The 18,424-nt window shown below is 42.7% G+C and carries 20 protein-coding genes and 1 pseudogene; 12 read left to right on the plus strand and 9 right to left on the minus strand.

What is annotated here, in order from left to right:
* Positions 1 to 224: 224 nt before the first annotated feature.
* Positions 225 to 1,640, minus strand: a complete 1,416-nt coding sequence (locus F7734_RS14065) for an NAD(P)/FAD-dependent oxidoreductase (RefSeq protein WP_155745309.1) — start codon at positions 1,638 to 1,640, stop codon at positions 225 to 227.
* A 334-nt stretch (positions 1,641 to 1,974) separates the two neighbouring features.
* Positions 1,975 to 2,265 carry an AMIN domain-containing protein gene (locus F7734_RS14070; protein ID WP_166481910.1) on the minus strand — a complete coding sequence of 97 codons (291 nt, stop codon included), beginning with the start codon at positions 2,263 to 2,265 and terminating at the stop codon, positions 1,975 to 1,977.
* 23 nt (positions 2,266 to 2,288) lie between these two features.
* Between F7734_RS14070 and F7734_RS14075 the strand changes: the two are divergent.
* Both F7734_RS14075 and F7734_RS14080 read left to right on the plus strand, forming a co-directional pair.
* Positions 2,289 to 2,610 (plus strand): annotated as a pseudogene (locus tag F7734_RS14075) (AraC family transcriptional regulator); the annotation flags it as partial.
* A gap of 200 nt (positions 2,611 to 2,810) precedes the next feature.
* Positions 2,811 to 3,020 carry a molybdopterin-binding protein gene (locus tag F7734_RS14080; RefSeq protein WP_155745310.1) on the plus strand — a complete coding sequence of 70 codons (210 nt, stop codon included), beginning with the start codon at positions 2,811 to 2,813 and terminating at the stop codon, positions 3,018 to 3,020.
* Positions 3,021 to 3,252: 232 nt separating this feature from the next.
* Here F7734_RS14080 and F7734_RS14085 read toward each other — a convergent pair whose 3' ends face one another.
* Positions 3,253 to 3,633: a hypothetical protein gene (locus tag F7734_RS14085; protein WP_155745311.1), complete on the minus strand. Its 381-nt coding sequence runs from the start codon at positions 3,631 to 3,633 to the stop codon at positions 3,253 to 3,255.
* A 409-nt stretch (positions 3,634 to 4,042) separates the two neighbouring features.
* On the opposite strand from F7734_RS14085, the gene F7734_RS14090 reads away from it, so the two are divergent.
* Together F7734_RS14090 and F7734_RS14095 are read left to right on the plus strand one after the other, a co-directional pair.
* Positions 4,043 to 4,474: a substrate-binding domain-containing protein gene (locus F7734_RS14090; RefSeq protein ID WP_155745312.1), complete on the plus strand. Its 432-nt coding sequence runs from the start codon at positions 4,043 to 4,045 to the stop codon at positions 4,472 to 4,474.
* Positions 4,471 to 5,340, plus strand: coding sequence for a TonB-dependent receptor (locus tag F7734_RS14095; RefSeq protein ID WP_347566202.1), 870 nt, complete (start codon positions 4,471 to 4,473; stop codon positions 5,338 to 5,340). Before F7734_RS14090 ends, F7734_RS14095 begins: the two co-directional genes overlap by 4 nt.
* Positions 5,341 to 5,542: 202 nt before the next feature.
* Here the strand turns inward: F7734_RS14095 and F7734_RS14100 are convergent, their stop codons facing one another.
* Both F7734_RS14100 and F7734_RS14105 read right to left on the minus strand, forming a co-directional pair.
* Positions 5,543 to 6,118, minus strand: a complete 576-nt coding sequence (locus F7734_RS14100; RefSeq protein ID WP_155745313.1) for a hypothetical protein — start codon at positions 6,116 to 6,118, stop codon at positions 5,543 to 5,545.
* Positions 6,075 to 6,830, minus strand: coding sequence for an ABC transporter substrate-binding protein (locus F7734_RS14105; RefSeq protein WP_155745314.1), 756 nt, complete (start codon positions 6,828 to 6,830; stop codon positions 6,075 to 6,077). The genes F7734_RS14100 and F7734_RS14105 overlap by 44 nt, the downstream gene beginning before the upstream one ends.
* A 70-nt stretch (positions 6,831 to 6,900) precedes the next feature.
* Here F7734_RS14105 and F7734_RS14110 point away from each other — a divergent pair, with 70 nt between their 5' ends.
* Positions 6,901 to 7,206 carry a PadR family transcriptional regulator gene (locus F7734_RS14110; protein WP_155745315.1) on the plus strand — a complete coding sequence of 102 codons (306 nt, stop codon included), beginning with the start codon at positions 6,901 to 6,903 and terminating at the stop codon, positions 7,204 to 7,206.
* A gap of 12 nt (positions 7,207 to 7,218) precedes the next feature.
* Here F7734_RS14110 and F7734_RS14115 read toward each other — a convergent pair whose 3' ends face one another.
* On the minus strand, positions 7,219 to 7,644 hold the full coding sequence (locus F7734_RS14115; protein WP_155745316.1) for a sulfur transferase domain-containing protein: 426 nt from the start codon (positions 7,642 to 7,644) through the stop codon (positions 7,219 to 7,221).
* A gap of 104 nt (positions 7,645 to 7,748) precedes the next feature.
* On the opposite strand from F7734_RS14115, the gene F7734_RS14120 reads away from it, so the two are divergent.
* The 6 genes from F7734_RS14120 to F7734_RS14140 all read left to right on the plus strand — a co-directional run bounded on the left by F7734_RS14120 (position 7,749) and on the right by F7734_RS14140 (position 13,690).
* Entirely contained in the window at positions 7,749 to 9,083 is a 1,335-nt protein-coding gene (locus tag F7734_RS14120) for an APC family permease (RefSeq protein WP_155745317.1), read from the plus strand.
* A gap of 670 nt (positions 9,084 to 9,753) precedes the next feature.
* Entirely contained in the window at positions 9,754 to 10,791 is a 1,038-nt protein-coding gene (locus F7734_RS14125; RefSeq protein WP_155745318.1) for an aliphatic sulfonate ABC transporter substrate-binding protein, read from the plus strand.
* Between the two features lie 55 nt (positions 10,792 to 10,846).
* Positions 10,847 to 11,956, plus strand: coding sequence for an LLM class flavin-dependent oxidoreductase (locus tag F7734_RS14130; RefSeq protein WP_155745319.1), 1,110 nt, complete (start codon positions 10,847 to 10,849; stop codon positions 11,954 to 11,956).
* A 35-nt stretch (positions 11,957 to 11,991) separates the two neighbouring features.
* Positions 11,992 to 12,168: a hypothetical protein gene (locus tag F7734_RS66110; RefSeq protein ID WP_347566195.1), complete on the plus strand. Its 177-nt coding sequence runs from the start codon at positions 11,992 to 11,994 to the stop codon at positions 12,166 to 12,168.
* Positions 12,169 to 12,207: 39 nt separating this feature from the next.
* On the plus strand, positions 12,208 to 12,654 hold the full coding sequence (locus F7734_RS14135; protein ID WP_347566196.1) for a cysteine dioxygenase family protein: 447 nt from the start codon (positions 12,208 to 12,210) through the stop codon (positions 12,652 to 12,654).
* 22 nt (positions 12,655 to 12,676) lie between these two features.
* Complete coding sequence (locus F7734_RS14140; RefSeq protein WP_347566197.1) at positions 12,677 to 13,690, plus strand: ABC transporter substrate-binding protein; 1,014 nt, start codon at positions 12,677 to 12,679, stop codon at positions 13,688 to 13,690.
* Positions 13,691 to 14,116: 426 nt separating this feature from the next.
* Here the strand turns inward: F7734_RS14140 and F7734_RS14145 are convergent, their stop codons facing one another.
* The 3 genes from F7734_RS14145 to F7734_RS14155 all read right to left on the minus strand — a co-directional run bounded on the left by F7734_RS14145 (position 14,117) and on the right by F7734_RS14155 (position 16,712).
* Entirely contained in the window at positions 14,117 to 14,779 is a 663-nt protein-coding gene (locus tag F7734_RS14145) for a DUF1003 domain-containing protein (protein WP_155745320.1), read from the minus strand.
* 120 nt (positions 14,780 to 14,899) lie between these two features.
* Entirely contained in the window at positions 14,900 to 15,340 is a 441-nt protein-coding gene (locus tag F7734_RS14150; protein ID WP_243146876.1) for an Rrf2 family transcriptional regulator, read from the minus strand.
* A 487-nt stretch (positions 15,341 to 15,827) separates the two neighbouring features.
* Positions 15,828 to 16,712 (minus strand): TauD/TfdA family dioxygenase, encoded by an 885-nt coding sequence (locus F7734_RS14155; protein WP_155745321.1) that lies wholly within the window; start codon positions 16,710 to 16,712, stop codon positions 15,828 to 15,830.
* Between the two features lie 456 nt (positions 16,713 to 17,168).
* Between F7734_RS14155 and F7734_RS14160 the strand changes: the two genes are divergently transcribed.
* A complete protein-coding gene (locus tag F7734_RS14160) occupies positions 17,169 to 18,407 on the plus strand; it encodes an acyl-CoA dehydrogenase family protein (protein ID WP_155745322.1) in 1,239 nt (412 codons plus the stop codon).
* The last annotated feature ends 17 nt before the right edge of the window (positions 18,408 to 18,424 follow it).

An 18,424-nucleotide genomic window follows, 5' to 3' on the forward strand; every position in this document is an offset into this window, starting at 1 on the left:
TTACCTTATTTTGATTTCCTCCGGAATATTACCAACAATGTAAGAAAAAGTCAATTTGATGCAATCAAATCTATAAACCTGGAGCGTCAACCATCGGGCGATCGCTTATTTATCACATTTACATACTGTAGTTGGTATCCAAGAGGCGATCGCCAACATAATACACTCTTATTCCACCGCCAAATCCTTTCCCAAATCTAGTGACTCAGTTTTGGTGATGTTAATCAGAAAGTTGCTGCCTTGATATCCGCAGTGTAAGATTGCAATTTTGAATGGGGTGTTGGTTGAGTGGGAGGGTTAGCGATTTTAGTCGCCGAATTAGTGCTGTTGGTAACAGTTTTCGCTTCTTCCAAAGCTTCTCGACCTGTAATCAATCTAGAGCGACGATTACGAGTGATATAACTCCATGCCCACTGAAATACTACTACTAATTTAGTGTCAAACTCGATTAAGAAGTAGATATGAACGACTAACCAAAATATCCAACCAAGGAAACCTTGGAGTTTGATGAAGCTTAAATCTACAACAGCTAAATTTTTGCCAATCATCGCCAAACTACCTACGTCATTGTAACGAAATTGTGGTAGGATTTGACCTTGAAGGCGTTTTTGAACGAGTTTAGCTACATATTCTCCTTGTTGTTTGGCTACGGGTGCAACACCAGGTAAGGGTTTGCCATCTTGATGAGAGAAGTTGCCTAAATCTCCGATGACAAAGATGTTTTTATAACCCTTAATCGTCAAGTCTGGTTCTACAATCACACGCCCAGAGCGATCGCACTCTACACCTGTGCGGTTTGCTAAAACTTGCCCCATAGAGGAACCTTTCACACCTGCTGCCCATAATATAGTTTTTGAGGCAATTTCTTGAACTCGATCGCCTTGCTTGAAAGTAACGATATCATTTTCAATATTTGTCACCCTGGTGTTTGTTTTGACTACCACACCCAACTTTTGCAAGGAAACTTTTGCTACTTCTGATAACTGTGGTACCATATGAGGGAGAATGTGCTCGCCTCCTTGCAATAACAAAATCTTAGTTTCTGATGTGTCGATGTTGCGGAAATCTTCAGTGAGAGTTTTATGTGCCAACTCTGCGATCGCACCCGCTAATTCTACACCTGTAGGGCCACCACCGACAATTACAAAGGTCAACCAAGCACGGCGTGTTTCGGGATCGGTTTCTTTTTCTGCTGCTTCAAATGCCGAAAATATCCGGCGACGTATTTCTATGGCATCTTCAACAGTTTTCAAGCCAGGAGCCAATGGTCTCCAGTTATCGTGACCATAATAGAAATGGTTAGCACCTGTGGCAACAACTAATGTATCGTAGGGTATTGTTCTATCGCCCAGAATAACTTCTTGGGTTTCTGGATCGATATCATTTACTTCTCCCAAAAACACTTGTGTATTTTTGCTTTTGCGGAATACAGATCGTAATGGTGAGGAGATATCAGCAGGTGATAGCGTACCTGTCGCCACTTGATATAAAAGCGGCTGAAACAAATGAAAGTTACGTTTATCGATGAGAGTAACATTGACATTCGCTTTCTTGAGAGTCTTTGCTGTATACAGTCCACCAAAGCCTCCACCAATGATTACAACCTGATGTGGTACATTCTTTTCAAGTGAAACTACCATAAAAAATATTTCCTTGTGTTAAGAGTGTTGTAACTTTTCTTAACAAATTTGTAGCAGAATTACGATCTTCGTTGCTGTTTATTTAGAACAATTGAAAAATAATGAAAGTAGTCAAAGTTATATTAATTCTCTAAAATTTGGCAATAGATTCAAAATCATAAAGAATATTAAATAAATTCTGGAGATTAAGTTGCACTCGCAGGTTGTTACCTCGGTAGTAAAGAGCAGCGTCAGTGCGGACATAAGAGGGGAATGGCACTAAGATAAGCCCAAAGTCTTGTATTGTCTCGTTCCCAGCCTCCAGGCTGGGAATGCATTCCGAGAGGCTATGCCTCTAGTCAAGCCCAAGGAGGCGGAGCCTCCCAGCATGGGTTCCCAGCCTCCAGGCTGGGAACCAGGTGGGGTAAGGGTTGTGTCTTAACTTAGTGCCATTCCCCACTACCGTCACCCGCAAAGTACTTGCATCCACATTTGTCACTGTAACTAATGCAATTCCAGAGTGAGGTTTCTCTTGCCGAAAACTCTCTCCACTTGTAAGCTGTAACTTAGCATTGGGAATATCCGCAATGTATAATTTTCCTTCTGTCTTCGGTGAAACTTGTAATTTTTCAGAATTAGCCGTGATTCAAATTAACTCTATCCCCTTATCTGTTGAAACATCTAGATAATCCACCCTCTCTCATACAATTAGCACAGCAAGTAGGATTAAACGAGCCTCCTAAGGGAGGAGCTTCGCTAACGCAAACTTAAAGAGGGCTTCCGTTCTGTGTTTGGAACTACGGTATTTAGTTATCTGCACAATTATCGTATGGAACTAGCACAAAATTTGCTCGCGCAAGGCAACATGAATGTTACAGAGGTGGCACATAAAGTAGGTTATGCTAGCCCGACCTCATTTTACAACGCCTTCTGCCCTCTGCCTCCGTACTTCTGCCTTCATGTACTAGCCCTAACTATGTCATTAGATTGAGTTGCTGTGTATGCTTTTCTTCCTACAGACAGATCTAATTCATTTACTGAAACATAAACAATAATCAATATTATTATTTAATCTTTAAGAAAAAATTAAATATCTTGAAAATGACAAGCATCAAGTTTACTATATTAAGCTCTAAAGCTAGCGAAAGCTAGTTGTATGTGTCAGTTAAAATTATCGGGGGCAAAAAAGTCATGCAAGTTAGTGCTCGTAATTCTCTGAAAGCGACTGTCAAAAAAGTTGTTGAAGGATCTGTTAACACTGAAGTCATTTTAGAAGTAGCTCCTGGAGTAGAAGTGACAGCGATTATTACAAAGTCATCAGCAGAGAAACTGCAATTGGCTGAAGGTAAGGAAGCATACGCCATCATTAAATCTTCGGATGTCATGGTTGCTATTGATTAATAGCTCGTAATTTCTAAATTTACCCCACCCTAACCCTCCCCGATGGATTGGTCCGGGAACTAAATTTCTTGTTTCCCCCCTTTACAAGGGGAGCCACTGCGCCATCGCGGTTTCCCGACTTGTAGCAAGTGGCGTGGATTAAGGGGGTAAATACAAATTGTGTGTACACCGTAGCTTTTCAAGGGGGGATAAAGAGGGGTTAATCTGTGCGAATGCTAGGTTTTCATGTCACCTATTGAATATTTGTTGATTCAGAGGTAATCCATTGCAACTCCAACCACAACTGGGGATTATCGTGCTTGAGTGTTGATTTGGGATCTTGTAGTAAGCGTGTTGCGTTTAAACAGACAACCTCAGCCAGCCCCATATATTTTGCGACTTGTCGAAGTACAGAGATTTGTGCCTTAACAGATAAGAACACGTTGTTTGGACAATAGATCGCAATGTAAGGTAAAAAGTGTGCGTGAGATTGTCCCCAAAAAGAGCGGACGAGTTGTACAGAACAGTATTTGAGTAATGTCCGTACTTCTGGAAAAGATTGATTGACAATTGTGATGAATTCTCCTATGAGTTCTTGCTCATACCAACTTGAGTTTGTCAGTGTAAATGCCATAATAAAGTATGTGGGTCAAGAATTGTAAGAACCTTAATTGTTAGTGGTTAATAAGAATCGACTACTAACTACCAACCACTAACTACCAACCTTTTTTAGCGAATGTAGAGTGTCTACCCAAGCCTAAAGTCAACAGAAGAAAATTTTGGTTGGTATATCTCAACTGAAGACATAACTAGCCCCCTAAACTCTATCAAAACTGAATTAGTTTCACAAAACTGTATCAATGGCATCATTATACCAATAATATTGGTATAACAGACTGGCTTGATTTTCACCAACTTTACTGGTAATTTATAAAAGTACGCGAAAATATTGTTGTATATTACGCGACAACGCAAAGAATCAAATCAAAAGCGTTAAAAGACCATAGTATCCCTTGTAAAATATACAAAGCAAGTAAGCCTATATGTTTAGCTCAAATAACATTGGTAAGTATTTACTTGTCACCTCTGTATTAACTTGTATTTCCAGTGTTGCACCTACTGGGGCTTTCGCTGTAACATTCGCGAGTCAGTCTGAACCTCAAACAATTACCTTATATGGAGCCGGAAGTTTGAGAGGTGCTTTGTCGGAAGTTGCTAACTCCTTCTCACAAGAGTACAAAAATCCTGTTATAACAGAATTCGGTCCTTCTGGAACTCTACGAGAACGCATCGAAAAAGGAGAAAAGCCTGACGTATTTGCCAGTGCTGATATTGGGAACCCGCAAAAATTGTACGAACAAGGCTTGAGCAGTCCCGTTGTTAACTTTACCAGCAACCGCATGACTGCAGTTGTTAGACCTGGATTTTTAATCCTATCTATCGGTTTCCTATTGGTCGAAGAACAAGAACAATAGATCGCAATGAAGAGACAAATCTTTTTGGAGTTTATTTACAAGATGAGATAGCTTTAACCAATAACTTTAAATTCTCATTGGGTGGACGCTTTGATTTTGTAGATTTCGATCTTCAGGACAATCTTCTTAGGAGAAAAACAAGCACTTATAGCGAAGCATTTAGTCCCAGGCTCGGTATAGTTTACCAGCCCACTCAACTCGTTTCACTGTACGCTAATTACAGCCGCTCCTTTGTTCCTCAATCTGGTAGCACTTTTGAAGGAGAATCATTTAAACCAGAACGAGGGACACAATATGAAGTCGGAGTCAAAGCAGACTGGTTTAACGGTCGCTTTTCCTCCAATTTGGCATTTTATCAAATTACCAAAACCAATGTCTTAACTGTCGATCCCCAACGTCCAAACTTCTCGATCCAAACAGGGGAACAACGGAGTCGCGGTGTAGAGTTAAATTTAATCGGTGAGATTTTGCCGGGATGGAATGCGATCGCATCTTATGCATACACCGATGCTATCCTGACAGAGGATAACACTTTTCCGGAAAGGAACCGTCTTGCAAGTGTCCCGCGCAATAGCTTCAGTTTCTGGACAACCTATCAGTTCCTCAAAGGAGATTTGCAAGGATTGGGTTTTGGTGCTGGCGTGTTTTTTGCCAGATCCCGCCCTGGCGATTTAGATAATAGCTTCACTTTATCCGATTATGCTCGCGTTGATGCTGCTATTTACTACAAGAAGGAGAATTTGAGAGTAGCGCTCAACATCAAGAATTTATTTGACACTCAATACTTTGAGTCGGCTCAAAGTAGAACGCAAATTTTTCCTGGCGCACCGTTCGTTGTTTTAGGAACTCTTTCTCTAGAGTTTTAGCCCCCACTGATATCCAGATTTTACCCCACCCCGAAGTTCGCTCAACGGGGGGAACCCTCCGCAGTTGCTTCAACGGGGGAAACCCCCGCAACGCACTGCTCACCGCACGCGACTTCTCTCCGCTTGACGGCACCCTCCCCAAGGCATCGGGGAGGGTTGGGGAGAGGTTATTTTGATTACAAGTGCTTGACCGGACACGATCTTATTGCGATCGCTCTCGGCGCGGGCGTTTGACCCACAATACTGCTGCTGAACCTACAAGTCCAGCGATCGCACCAAATACCAAATGTGTCATCAGAGGATAAAACAGATTATTAATAGATAGTGCTCCATAAGACCAACCTCCACCTGCACTCATTATCATCCGCGATAAAGGCTTAATGAGGTGAACAAGCCCTACAGCGATCGCCCAAAACCAAACTTTTTGTCGCCATTGTCTATTAAAATAGTACGCCAGATCTAATAATTCTCCCACCACAAGATAGAAGAACCAATCAAAAGGATTGTTTCTGACACCAAGGAGGAGTGAAAAGCCAGTTGCACTCAGGCTCGTAATAGAAGCAGCACCAAAGTTAGAAGTTAACAAGCGAGTTGCGACAAGAGGTGTTAACCAAGTCAGTCCTCTCCAACCGGGTAACCTCAATGGTAAACGTAAATTTGCCTGTAGCAACGCAATCAGAAAACCTATTCCCAACAGACCGATAACTTCTAGCCAGTTGACTTTACCCAGACGCTTAATATTGACGAATGATGTTTTTGGGAGCCATTTGGTATTCATAGTCTTCCTGTTTTATTTCGTGAGCTTCATCAGTTGCTTTAGCCACCAGCATGATAATTTGACCGTTGAGTAGCACTGGGCGAGGCCAACGGTTGACTTGTATTCGGGTGTCCTCAGACACTAATTTCCCAGTCAAATCTTGAATGCGGTCAACACCAACAACATTTTGGTAAAGTTGATGAGCAGTATAAATGCCTTCGAGCTCATATAAACCAGGCAACCAAATAAATCGCCCATCGTTTCCGCTTTTTCGCAAACCTACTCCGGCAAGTGCTCCAATAATTCCGCCTTTAGTGCCTGTCAGACCTTCCAAAAAAAGCCCTGCTTCTTGAGCCACTGCAACAGCATCCTTCTGAGTCAGGACTTTTTCTTTTGCTAGTTTGCCAAAGGTCTGCACCTTGAGATTAACCTTATCCCACTCAGCCAAACACAACCCAGCATCCGACCCACTCGCACTGTTTTTAAGAAGAAATTCCCGGCAATAATCAGTCAACTTGTCAACTTTGTCTGTATCAGTCTCTACCATCATGCAGGCTGAACTGTTGTGGGAAGTAAAAGGAATTTCAGGGCTAACTAAAAGCTGGTGGCGAGTTATTCCAGCCAGTTGGGCTAAATGCTTATAAATTAGCTCTAACCCCAACCTTCTGACCAATTTGCCAGTTCCAATACTTGTTAAGTTATCAGTATCGTCTATGCCTATAAGAAGACGCATCCTATGTCATGCTTTGCTTTAAGTTTTCTACCAACCTTATCATAAATTTACCAACTTTTCGAGTAATAATATGGATGACAAGGATTTTTACTCAGGTTTGATTCGGCTCCACATTCTTCATCACGCGGCAAGTAAACCAATCTTTGGTTTGGGCATTATGGAGGAATTAGATCGACACGGCTACAAGCTCAGCGCGGGAACCCTTTATCCGATGCTTCATCACATGGAGCGTAAGGGCTATCTACTCTCAACTGTTGAACGTTCGGGACGACACTCTCGCCGAGTCTATCGTGCGACGCCATTAGGTAAGCAAGCGCTAGAAGATACCAAACACAAAGTTCGAGAACTATTCGGAGAATTATTTGAACAAGAGTAAAGGATTGCAATTTCACTCTTTATTTTCTAAAAACTGCTTTAAGTGTGGCTGATTGATGTTTATTCCTAACTCTTCAGCTTTTTTCAGAACTTGCTCCTGGTTTAACTTATATTTGGTAGCAAGGGCAATGAGAGCCAAGGCACCCGCTCTTGCTCCTGCACCGCAGTGCAACACAATTGGTGTTGGTAGTCCTTCAATTTCCTCAAGAACTTTAGCTGTTAATTGGTCGTTAGCTTTTGTGGAATTCAGTGGAACGTGGACGTAATTAAGTCCTACAGTTTCAGCCTGTTGCTGCTCGTCAGAAAGAAAATCTGCTTCATCAGGAGAACGTAAATTAACTACAGATTTCAACCCAGACCGCGCATATTCCTGTAAATCTTCAGCAGTTGGTTGTCCTGCCGCATAGATTTCCTCGCTGACCTTTTTGACGTTATCCATAAAAACTCCGGTATTTCGCTAGAAATAGTAGATTTTGTTCATCAACAAAATCATATCAAAGTTTATCCCCTTAAAGTATAGAATTTCGATATTGATTTACGATAATGTTATTGTGTAGTCTCTATCTCAACAAAAGGTGTGTTGTGTCACATAGAACAGTAACGCCCCAACTACGAAGAGAACTAGGCGTTGTGGGTGCAACAATGATGGGACTGGGATCGATTATCGGTACAGGTGTATTTGTCAGTATAGGCATTACTGCTGGAATTGCTGGACCTAGCGTCATAATCGCACTGGCTTTAGCAGCTTTCGTTGCCACCTGCAATGGTTTAAACAGTGCTCAGTTAGCTGCTAATCACCCTGTTAGTGGTGGAACCTACGAATACGGCTACAAATACCTTAATCCTTGGTTTGGTTTCACGGCGGGCTGGATGTTTCTGTTAGCCAAAACTGCTTCAGCAGCTACTGCTGCATTGGGATTTGCTAGCTACTTGCTAACTACTACCAATCTTATAGGAAGTGGTTTTTTCGTTCCCACGGCTTTAGTAGCTGTGGCTATTCTCACTCTCATTGTTTTAAGTGGTCTTCGGCGCTCCAACCTTATCAATATCATCATTGTATCGGTGACACTGCTATCTTTATGTTTTTTTGTGGTTGTTTGTTTGCCAAGTGCGATCGACAATAGTACTCAAAATCTCACACCTTTTTTTACAGGGAATACCGCATCACTACTGCAAGCGACTGCTCTGATGTTTGTGGCTTACACGGGTTATGGGCGCATTGCCACAATGGGTGAAGAAGCAAAAGAACCGCGAAAAACTATTCCCAGAGCGATGGTTGTCACCTTATTGCTGACGATGCTCCTTTATATAGCAGTGGCGGTGGTTGGTATTGGAGCCGTAGGAGCAGATGTTTTAGGCAAGGTAACTCTGCAGGCACAAGCTGCACCCCTTGAAGTTGTTGTTCGCAACGTTGTCGGTTCGAGTGCTGGTGTCGTCTTAGCTATTGGTGCTATGACTGCAATGTTAGGCGTGCTACTGAATTTGATTCTGGGATTGTCTCGCGTGGTACTGGCAATGGCAAGACGCCGAGACTTGCCTGGGATTTTAGCAAGATTGAATAAGTCAGGGACGACACCCGTTTGGGCTGTGTTAATTGTTGGTATTGCGATCGCTCTTTTGGTTCTCATTGGGAATTTAAAAACAACCTGGTCATTCAGCGCCTTCAACGTTTTAATTTACTACGCAGTCACTAACTTAGCGGCACTGCAACTACCTAACCACGAACGACTTTATCCCAAATGGTTAGCGTGGGCTGGTTTGGCTTCCTGTGCTTTCTTAGCTTTTTGGGTAGAACGACAGATTTGGCTAGTGGGTTTAGCACTCATTGTTGTTGGGCTAATCTGGCGTGCAGTAGTACGATTACTCACTACAGATTAGAAGTTGAACAAATTCCGTCCACACATAACTTTTTTCCCAATCTGAAAAATGATATCGGCACAGAATTGTCTTGGGCAATGAATGCTGGTATCCCCTGCTATGAGTACAGTTTAACCGGGCAAACAGTATGTCTGCATTTACTTGTGAGGAACTCCAACAATCAATAGTAAGAGTTCCACTTTAGTCGCCAAGCTTGACGGTCAAAACAGTTACCTAATCAACGGAAACCATCACATCTGAAGCTTTGGAGATCTCCCCGTTCCCTTCTTTTGTAACATTTACTGTAGCGCGAACATAACGTGAACTACAAACTCGATTGGGTTTGAGTTTTGCCTTATCTAATTAACTCAACAAAACTTGACTTGATTTTTCTAGCTATTTATGGCAAAGTCTTTTTTAGATATAAAATACGGTTTGTCTATAGATATTTTGTAAATAAGAACCTTTTACCTTACCCAAATCGGTAATCAATACTGGAAGGGCTGAGGAAATTGTAGGTTGGGTAGCGCGGAAGCGTTATCCAACAAATGCTGATAAATGTTGGGTTTCGTTCCTCAACCCAACCTACGTTCAATTTGAGTTTTTAGCAAAACCTACGTAGTATTGGATCGGTAATATAAGTCCTTTAGCTAGTAGAACTCCTAACTCTTGCTATTGAGGAGTGAATTTGATGATTCCTTTGCAACAACGTCGCTTTCAGCACGGCAGCTTGTTAATTACAATTTTTTGTATTAGCTTTATAGCATCTGGTTGCACCCAAACTGCTGTGAATGGTGCTGCTCAATCTGCAAATTCTTCTACCCAACCAGTTAGCAATCAAACTCAAGAAAAAAATAACGCGATTCGGTTGGGCTATCAAAAAGGAGGGATTATCCCGATCGCACGTCAGCGTGGAGAATTAGAACGCGAGCTAGAGGCTCAAAATATCAAAGTCGAATGGAGCGGTCCATTTGACCGATGTGCTACACTCCTCCAAGCTCTTAATGGTAACCGGGCTGACATTGGTGGATGTGGTGATATCCCTTCTATCTCTGGAATTGCTGCTAAACAGCCGCTTTGCATTGGCTCTGTACAGCGTCCTAAACCAGAAGCTTTAGGCAATGCCATCTTAGTCCGTGGCAATTCACCCATCCGCAAACCTGCAGATTTGATTGGTAAAAAAGTAGCAGTCAATCAAGGAGGAGCGGGTGAGTATTTACTACTCAAAGTTTTGGAAAAAGAGAACATCCCTAAAGAAAAAGTCCAGCGCGTCTACTTGTCACCCAATGACGCTGCACCTGCTCTGTACCAAAGCTCTGTTGATGCTTGGGCAGTTTGGGAACCCTATGTTTCTATTGCTGAACTAGAGCACGGCGCAAGAAGAATTACCACAACCCATCCAGCCCCAACCTACGGCATTATGGTGGTGCGGAGCGGAGCTGCTATTGAAAATCCCACTGCTGTAAAAGCTGCTCTGACTGCTTTAAGTAAAGATGGTGAGTGGCTAAATCAAAACACCGTGGCTGCAGCCGATTTCATGGTCAAGGAACTTAAAGTTTCTAACGCTGTAGCTAAGCAAGCAACTAAGAATCGAGGTCCAGAATCATATACTTTTCCTACTGCGGAAGATATTGCTAATCTTCAAAAAACTGCTGACTGGTTATTAGAGCAAAAGATTATTCCCCAACGAGTCGATATTGCTGCTGCGGTGTGTCCACCGGGTACTTAGTTTGTAAGTTTATAACAAGCGCTAACGACTAACCAAATCTCTAGGAGCGAAATTTATGCCAGTTGAATTCATTGGAATGATTGGGACGCGTCCTGCTTCAGAGCTACACAGTCCTACTGTCACCCTCACTGGTGGGACGGTCAATCCAGAGTATGTTCGTAAGTTTGCAAAAATTCATGAAGACGGAGGTTTTGACAGAGTTTTAGTAGGGTATAGTTCATCTGGCCCTGACGGTTTTAGTGTGGTCAGTTATGCTGCTTCAGTGACGGATAAGCTGAAGTTTCTGCTAGCTCATCGACCTGGTTTTGTAGCTCCCACACTAGCAGCACGCAAACTAGCAACCCTTGACCACTTTACCAATGGTCGAATTGCTGTCCACATCATTACAGGTGGTAGCGATGATGAACAGCAGAAGGATGGAGATTGGCTAGACCATGATACCCGCTATTACCGTACAGATGAATATTTGGAAATTGTGCGGCGGGTTTGGACAAGTGATTTACCCTTCGATTATCAAGGTGAGTTTTACAACCTGAAAAACGCTTTTTCTGAAGTCAAACCGCTACAGAAACCACACATTCCAATATATTTTGGTGGTGCTTCTAGTGCGGCTGTTAGTATTGGTGCAAAGCACAGTAACGTCTACGCTTTTTGGGGAGAACCTCTAGCTGCAATCAAACAACGAATAGCGGACGTGAAAGCCGCAGCACCAGTAGGGAAGCCTTTGCGATTTAGTATTTCTTTACGTCCTATCTTGGGTGAAACAGAGGAAAAAGCGTGGGAGAAGGCACGTTATATTTTGTCGCGGATTAAACAAAGCCGTGCAGATGCAGGGTTGAAATTGCCTGTTGGTGCTTCAGCTAGACCTCAATCTGTTGGTTCGCGGCGGTTACTAGAGTTTGCCCAAGAAAGTGAAATTCACGATAAGCGTTTGTGGACTCCCATCGCTGCGGCTACAGGCGCTTATGGCAATACAACTGCACTTGTCGGGACACCAGAACAGGTGGCAGAGTCATTATTTGATTACTATCAAGCAGGGGTAACAACTTTATTAATTCGTGGTTTTGACCCGGTAGAAGATGCGATCTCATATGGTCGTGATGTCATCCCCTTGGTACGTGGGTTAGTTCAGCGTTTTGAGCAACAAACAGCAACTGTCGCTTAGTTTAATATTTTTCACGATAATCCAAGCATCCTCCTATGACTTACACTACCACTCTTCAACCCCTAGAAGTAGACCAATGGTTTGTTGATAGCTCTGAACTGCGTTCTTTTGTCAGCAAAGTTCAAGAAATTATTTCCACGACTCGCGATCGTGCGGAAACTCTCACTACCATAGAACCCTATTTCTCCCAACTTCTAAAACAGGAAAATTAGTTACCTGAACGGTTTACACAACCCAATTCTGATAGCGCTATGGGAAGTAGCATCGGTCAATGGTTATTGTATAGGGCAAAAGACCGAGCACTCACCATCTTCAGCTTGGTAATTCCTCCAGGTTCAACCACTCCTATCCACGATCATCTCTCTTGGGGATTAGTGGGTTTATACAAAGGCGGACAAGAGGAAACCCTTTACCGACGTGTGGATAACGGCGAAATAGAAGGACACGCCCAACTAGAGAAGATTGATGTTTATCAGGTTAAAAAAGGTCATGTCTATCACATCTTACCTCCCGACCAAGATATCCACTCTGTGAAAGCCACAACAGTTTTTACCCCATCAGTCTCGATTCACGTTATGGGAAATGATACTGGTAGTGTTTGGCGACATCAGTATAACCTACAAACTCAAAGCGTGCGAGCGTTTCGCTCTGGATACTCCAATTTACCCGATAAAGAGCCAAAAAATAAAGTTTCGTAAAAGATTTTGAGGAAGAATAAACGTGTCTCTCCAGCAAAGACTCTTTTCGAGTTTAGTGTTAATGTTTACTCTGAGTTGCTATGTCATGTTAGCGATCGCATTTAGTACTCGTAGCAATTCCCAAAATACCGCACCTGCCAATTTATCCAACGTAACGTTACGTGTCGCCAAGTACAAAGGTGGTTGGGATCTTCAGCTTAAACTTGCTGGGCTAGATAAGTTTCCCTATCAAGTTAAGTACTCAGAATTTACAGGCGGAAATTTGATGGTACAAGCAATCAACGCAAATGCAATTGATATTGCATCCGCGAGTGAAATACCACCCATTTTTGCAGTTAACTCCCAAGGGTCAGTCAAAATAATTGCGACCACCAAAGGACCAACTGTAGGTCAAGTTGTGCTAGTACCAAAAAACTCTAAGGCAAAGACAATCGCCGATCTCAAAGGCAAAAAAGTGGGTTACGTCAAAGCCACAACAGCTCACTATTTCCTCATTCGGATGTTGGAAGAAGTTGGTTTGACAATCAAGGATGTCAATGCCATTCCTTTGTCTATCCCCGACGGGCTTTCTGCCTTTAGAAAGGGAGACCTTGATGCCTGGGCGACTTACGGTTACTCAATACCACAAGCCAAGAAAGATGGTGCTAGAGTTCTTAAGTCAGCAAAGGACATTTTGAGTGGGAATTTTGTTATTATAGCAGCACCTACTGCCATTACCGATCCAAATAAAAAGGCAGCTATTTCCGATTTTCTCTGTCGAATTAAAAAATCTCAAGTTTGGCGCGACTCCAATATTAGAGCATGGTCAAAAAGCTATGCGTCTGCCATTAGTGTTGATGAAGATATTGTCTACCAGGATGCACAGGAAGGATTACAACAGCGTCGCTTTGAGTTATTCCCCATTTCAAAAAGCGCGATCGCATCTCAGCAAAGGGTTGCAGACACTTTTTACAAAGCTGGTGTCATCCCATCGAAAGTTAATGTACAACCGCTATGGGACAACACCTTTAGCTCGGCAATTTCCAAGTGCAGCTAAACAGTTGAAGAAGAACCATAACTGATACCATTTTGGATTTTAGATTTTGGATTTTGGATTGGGAAAGCTTTGCCAGGACTAAATTTTACACTACTATAGCAATCCTAAATCATTTGTAAACTTATCTTTTCTTTGCGCTCTTTGCGTCTTTGCGGTTCATAATTTTTACCTATCAAATAGGACTGCTATATCTGGAACATTCTTTTTTTCAAGTTGGTATTATAGCGGTTTTCAATTGAATGCAGTACATCAAAATATTTAAGGAACCGCAGATGAACACAGATGGACGCAGAAAAGTTTTTACTTCATTCAAGTGAGAGCCGCCATAGAACGATTCGGTGTAACATGGTGACAGTTGTAGCGATAAGCCGGGTACGGCTTGCGCTTCGCGAACGCAGGAATGAAAAAAGCCATGGTAGCTAACTCTTACCAACGAACCAACTCTTCAGAAACTTTGCGATCGCTCTCAATTTGTTGTTCAATGCTCAAAGGCTGATTGTGAGAAGCTGACTTGAGGAATTTGTGATTGGTTTGGACATTACTTCCTGTAACTAAATGTACTTTAACCTCTTGAGATTCAGTCACTAAAGCGACTTTAATCTCATTCATAGCTTGTTGTTGCTCTTTGATAATTTGTGTCAGTTCGTTTAACTTTTGAGCGTGGAATTCATCCAATTTCTCATGCAATAGTTCAATATTTTGTCCGGCTCTGAGATTCACTTGGTGATCGATTTCAGCATTTCTGCGATCGGTATCTGATTGGCGGTTCTGACTCATCAACACGACAGGAGCTGTGTAAGCTGATGCAAAGGAAAACACTAAGTTCAGCATCATGAACGGTGACTCATCCCAGTGCGGCAATCCCGGTATGGAGTTCACACCAACCCATCCAGCCAACACCGCACTTTGACCTATGAGAAATCCCCAAGAACCAACTTGTGCTGCTAATTTATCTGCAAGGCGCTGTCCCCATGTCAATTCTTGAGTTGCTGTGTTTTTGATCGCCGATTCCTGTTTCGCAACAATAGAAGAATTTTGAACAACTTTTGTATCAACAGTGTTTGGTAATGTTTTCTTTGCCAGTTTCATTTTGCACCTCAGCGTTCTTGTTATTTGTGTTTCACCTCATGTCTCTTAATGTATGCTGACTCAATGATAAGAGCAAATACTCTTTGTTTTCAAAACGATAGATAAAACTGATGGGGCTTGTTAAATGTAGTACATAAGCACTTTTTTCAGCTTTTCTTGCCGATGATACAAGTCGGAGAGCGTATACTTTTGCAAAATCCCAAAAGCTGCTTGATAGGTCTCAATCCGTATATTTTGTATCAATTTTTTCTCTATTGTTTCAGGTAAAGTAGACTTTGGAGATACAAGAGTATCTAATTCTTCAATACAGCTAAAAACATCCAAAATTGTAATATCTTCAGGTTCTCGCGCTAGAAAATAGCCTCCTTGCGAGCCACGTATGCTCTTAACCAAACCACCACGTTTTAAGGTTGTTAATAGTGATTCCAGATTGCGGTTAGCTAAACCTTGTAGCGCTTCTATTTCATGCGTTTGCAATGGTTCGCTGTTGCCATGATTTTTTGTTAGTGCTAATAAGGCTAGTATTGAATGTCTAAATTTGTTTGTCAGTTGCATTGGCATAATATAAAGTTATATTTTTATTTGTCAATAACTAGATCGACTAGCTACACAGGCTAGACGTAAAATGAAAACTCTATCTTAACAAGATATATATGTACAAAGCTCCTATTTGATTTCAGAACTATATGTAGGGTTGGAAATGTCTACCAAAAAGCTTGTGTGGTGGGTTTTAGCCCTACTAGCCCTGTCAAGGTGGATAAAAACTTTAGGAAATCAATAGCTTTCTCACCTCTTACCTCTGCGTACTCTGCGTCTCGGCGGTTAAATAAATAACTTTTGAACCGCAGAGGACGCTCCAGAGCACAGAGAGAGAAGATGAGGAATTGCTGCCTGAATCAAAATTTTATATGTCACATTGACAGGGCTAGCATTGCCCACCCTACGGATTGACAAATCAAATTAGGATTGCTGTGTACTGTAGCGTTTAATTTTTGTAAAGACGCTTCAAACAAAGCGCCTCTACACTCTTTTGCACTCTTACGTTTAGTTAAAATGGACGACTGCCTCGAATACTAACTCGTTTCAGAATCCGTGTTGCATTTGCATCAAACTCAGGACGGTAATGTGCAGTTGCTTGGTTATCCCAATATAAGAGGTCACCTTTTGTCCAATGGTGCTGGTAGACGTATTTTGGCTGTTTGATGTGTTGTCGCAAGCGTTCGATTAGCTTTGCGCCTTCTACTGGATCGTAATCAACAATTTCTACCTCATTGGCAGCATTAAGGTAAAGAATTTTCTTACCACTGTCTGGGTGAGTACGAACAAGAGGATGGGCAATTGGCTTTTCATCAAAATCTAGTTCTCGACCAGGACCATAAGTAGGAGAAGGTATTTCACCCTTATGAAGTTTTGCAAAAGGATTGTAGTGAATCACTTGCAAACCAGTTATTTGCTCCTTAGTGGCGTCATCTAGTTCTTCATAAGCCCGAACTAAATTTACCCAATAAGTATCTGGTCCGCCTTCTGGTACTTCCACTGCATACAAGAGCGAACCGCTAGAAGGCGCTGGTAGCCAATGATGGTCGATGTGAGGTAAGAGTTCTATATTACCTGGACGAAGGTTGACTGAACTTTCTTCATAGGCGGCATTAGAAAGGGTCAAAACTAAGGGTGGTAATATCGGCTCCGATTGACCTTTGGGAATATATGCTGGTTGTTGAAAGATATCGCCAAAGTAATTTGCGAACGCCAATAGCTGTTCTTCTGTTAATGTTTGGTTTTGAAAAATCAGAAGATGGTAATCGCGCCATGCCTGTTTAAGTTGTAGAATCACTTCTGGTTCTACCGGACGGCTAGCATCTACACCTGTGACGATCGCTCCTAACGCTCCAGTTGTCGGAGAGATCGCGATACGTGACGTAGTTAGTGTCATTTACATTGCTCCTTGGCAGTTTGCACCACTGATTGTTTATCGAGCAGGGATTTCTCACAATTTACGTATATCAAGACAATCCCTTTTTAGACAGTGAAACAAATACTACGGCAAATCTATAAAATTATAGTAGTATTTGAATATAATATCGTATAATCTAAAGGAAAATCAAGAAGAGTGTGAGCGAACGACTTCTATCGCCTGTCCCTGCTGCTAAAATTCATTGACTAGTCAATACTCAGCCATTTAGTGAAGATGGCATTACTCAAAGTAGTATCTCGAAATACGACTACTGAAGATATTTTAATGACCCAATATCCAAAAACCCAATAAATTGCTTCTTGCTTCCAATTTTTGCATCCAAGTTGAAGGATTCGCTCGCCACCTACCTCAAGGGTACAACCGCACCCACGTTTTGATATTGATTGTCAGTACTACATTATAAAGAGAACAACAATGAATAAGATTGCCCAAAAAGTTCTAGAACCCACTATCGAGTTCTCTGCTCCTGTGACAGCAAACTCGCCAGAACTCAAACAGCTTTTCGATTTTATTGCTTTAGGGGCTTCAGAACGCGATCGCGATCGTATCCTTCCTTTCGATATTGTCGAATTGCTTCGTCGTTCGCGCTTAGGTGCATTACGAATTCCCGTTGCTGAAGGAGGCGGTGGTAGCACCGTGCGAGAGCTGTTCGAGGTGGTCATTCGCTTGGGGGATGCCGATCCAAACGTCGCTCACATCCTGCGAAATCATTTCGTCGTCATCGAGCGGATTTTGCGTTCCCAGCGTAGCGAAAGGAATCGTCGATGGATAAAAGCAGTCGTTGATGGCTCGTTCTTCGGATTTGCTGGAAGTGAATTAGAAGCTAAACGAGCCGGGAGCGGTGAAGTCGTCAATACGAGATTGACACCTGATGACGACGGGTATCGTCTGCATGGCTCGAAGTACTATAGCACTGGCAGCCTTTATGTAGACTTCATAGCTGTGCGCTTGTTAGCACCCAATGGTACTCCTGCAACAGCGATTGTACCAACCAAACGCGAGGGAGTAGAGCGTATAGATGATTGGGACGGCTTTGGACAAAGGTTAACCGGGACAGGAACGACTACATTTACAAACGTGCGAGTCGAGGCACATGAAGTCGTGTTTGATACCGATCCAGATAACGATCGCCTGACCTACAACGCTACTGTCCCGCAATTATTCCTAACTGCGATTAACGCAGGTATTATTCGCAACGTTCTTCGCGACGCAATAAACCTCGTCCACAAACGACCTAGAACTTTCTACCATGCCACAGCAGAGAGAGCGGCGGACGATCCACTCATACAGCAGACAGTCGGACAAATCGCCACCAATGCCTTTGCCGCCGAAGCAATCGTCCTACAAGCTGCCGACGGTCTCGACCAAATCATTGCCACCCGTGCCAAAGGCGGGGATGAATCAGCAGCTTCCCTAGAAGCTTCTCTGCGGACAACCAAAGCTAAGTTGGTGGTTGACGATCTGACACTGCGCTCGGCTACCTTGCTATTTGAAGTAGGCGGAGCTTCCACAACAAAGCAAGCCTACAATTTTGACCGCCATTGGCGCAACGCTCGTACCCTGTCCTCACACAACCCTGCGTCCTTCAAAGCACGAGCGATCGGTAACTACGAAATCAATGGCACACCTCTACCATCAGCAGCATTTTTTTAACCAATTTATCAGCACGG

It is taken from the genome of Scytonema sp. UIC 10036, from assembly GCF_009725235.1.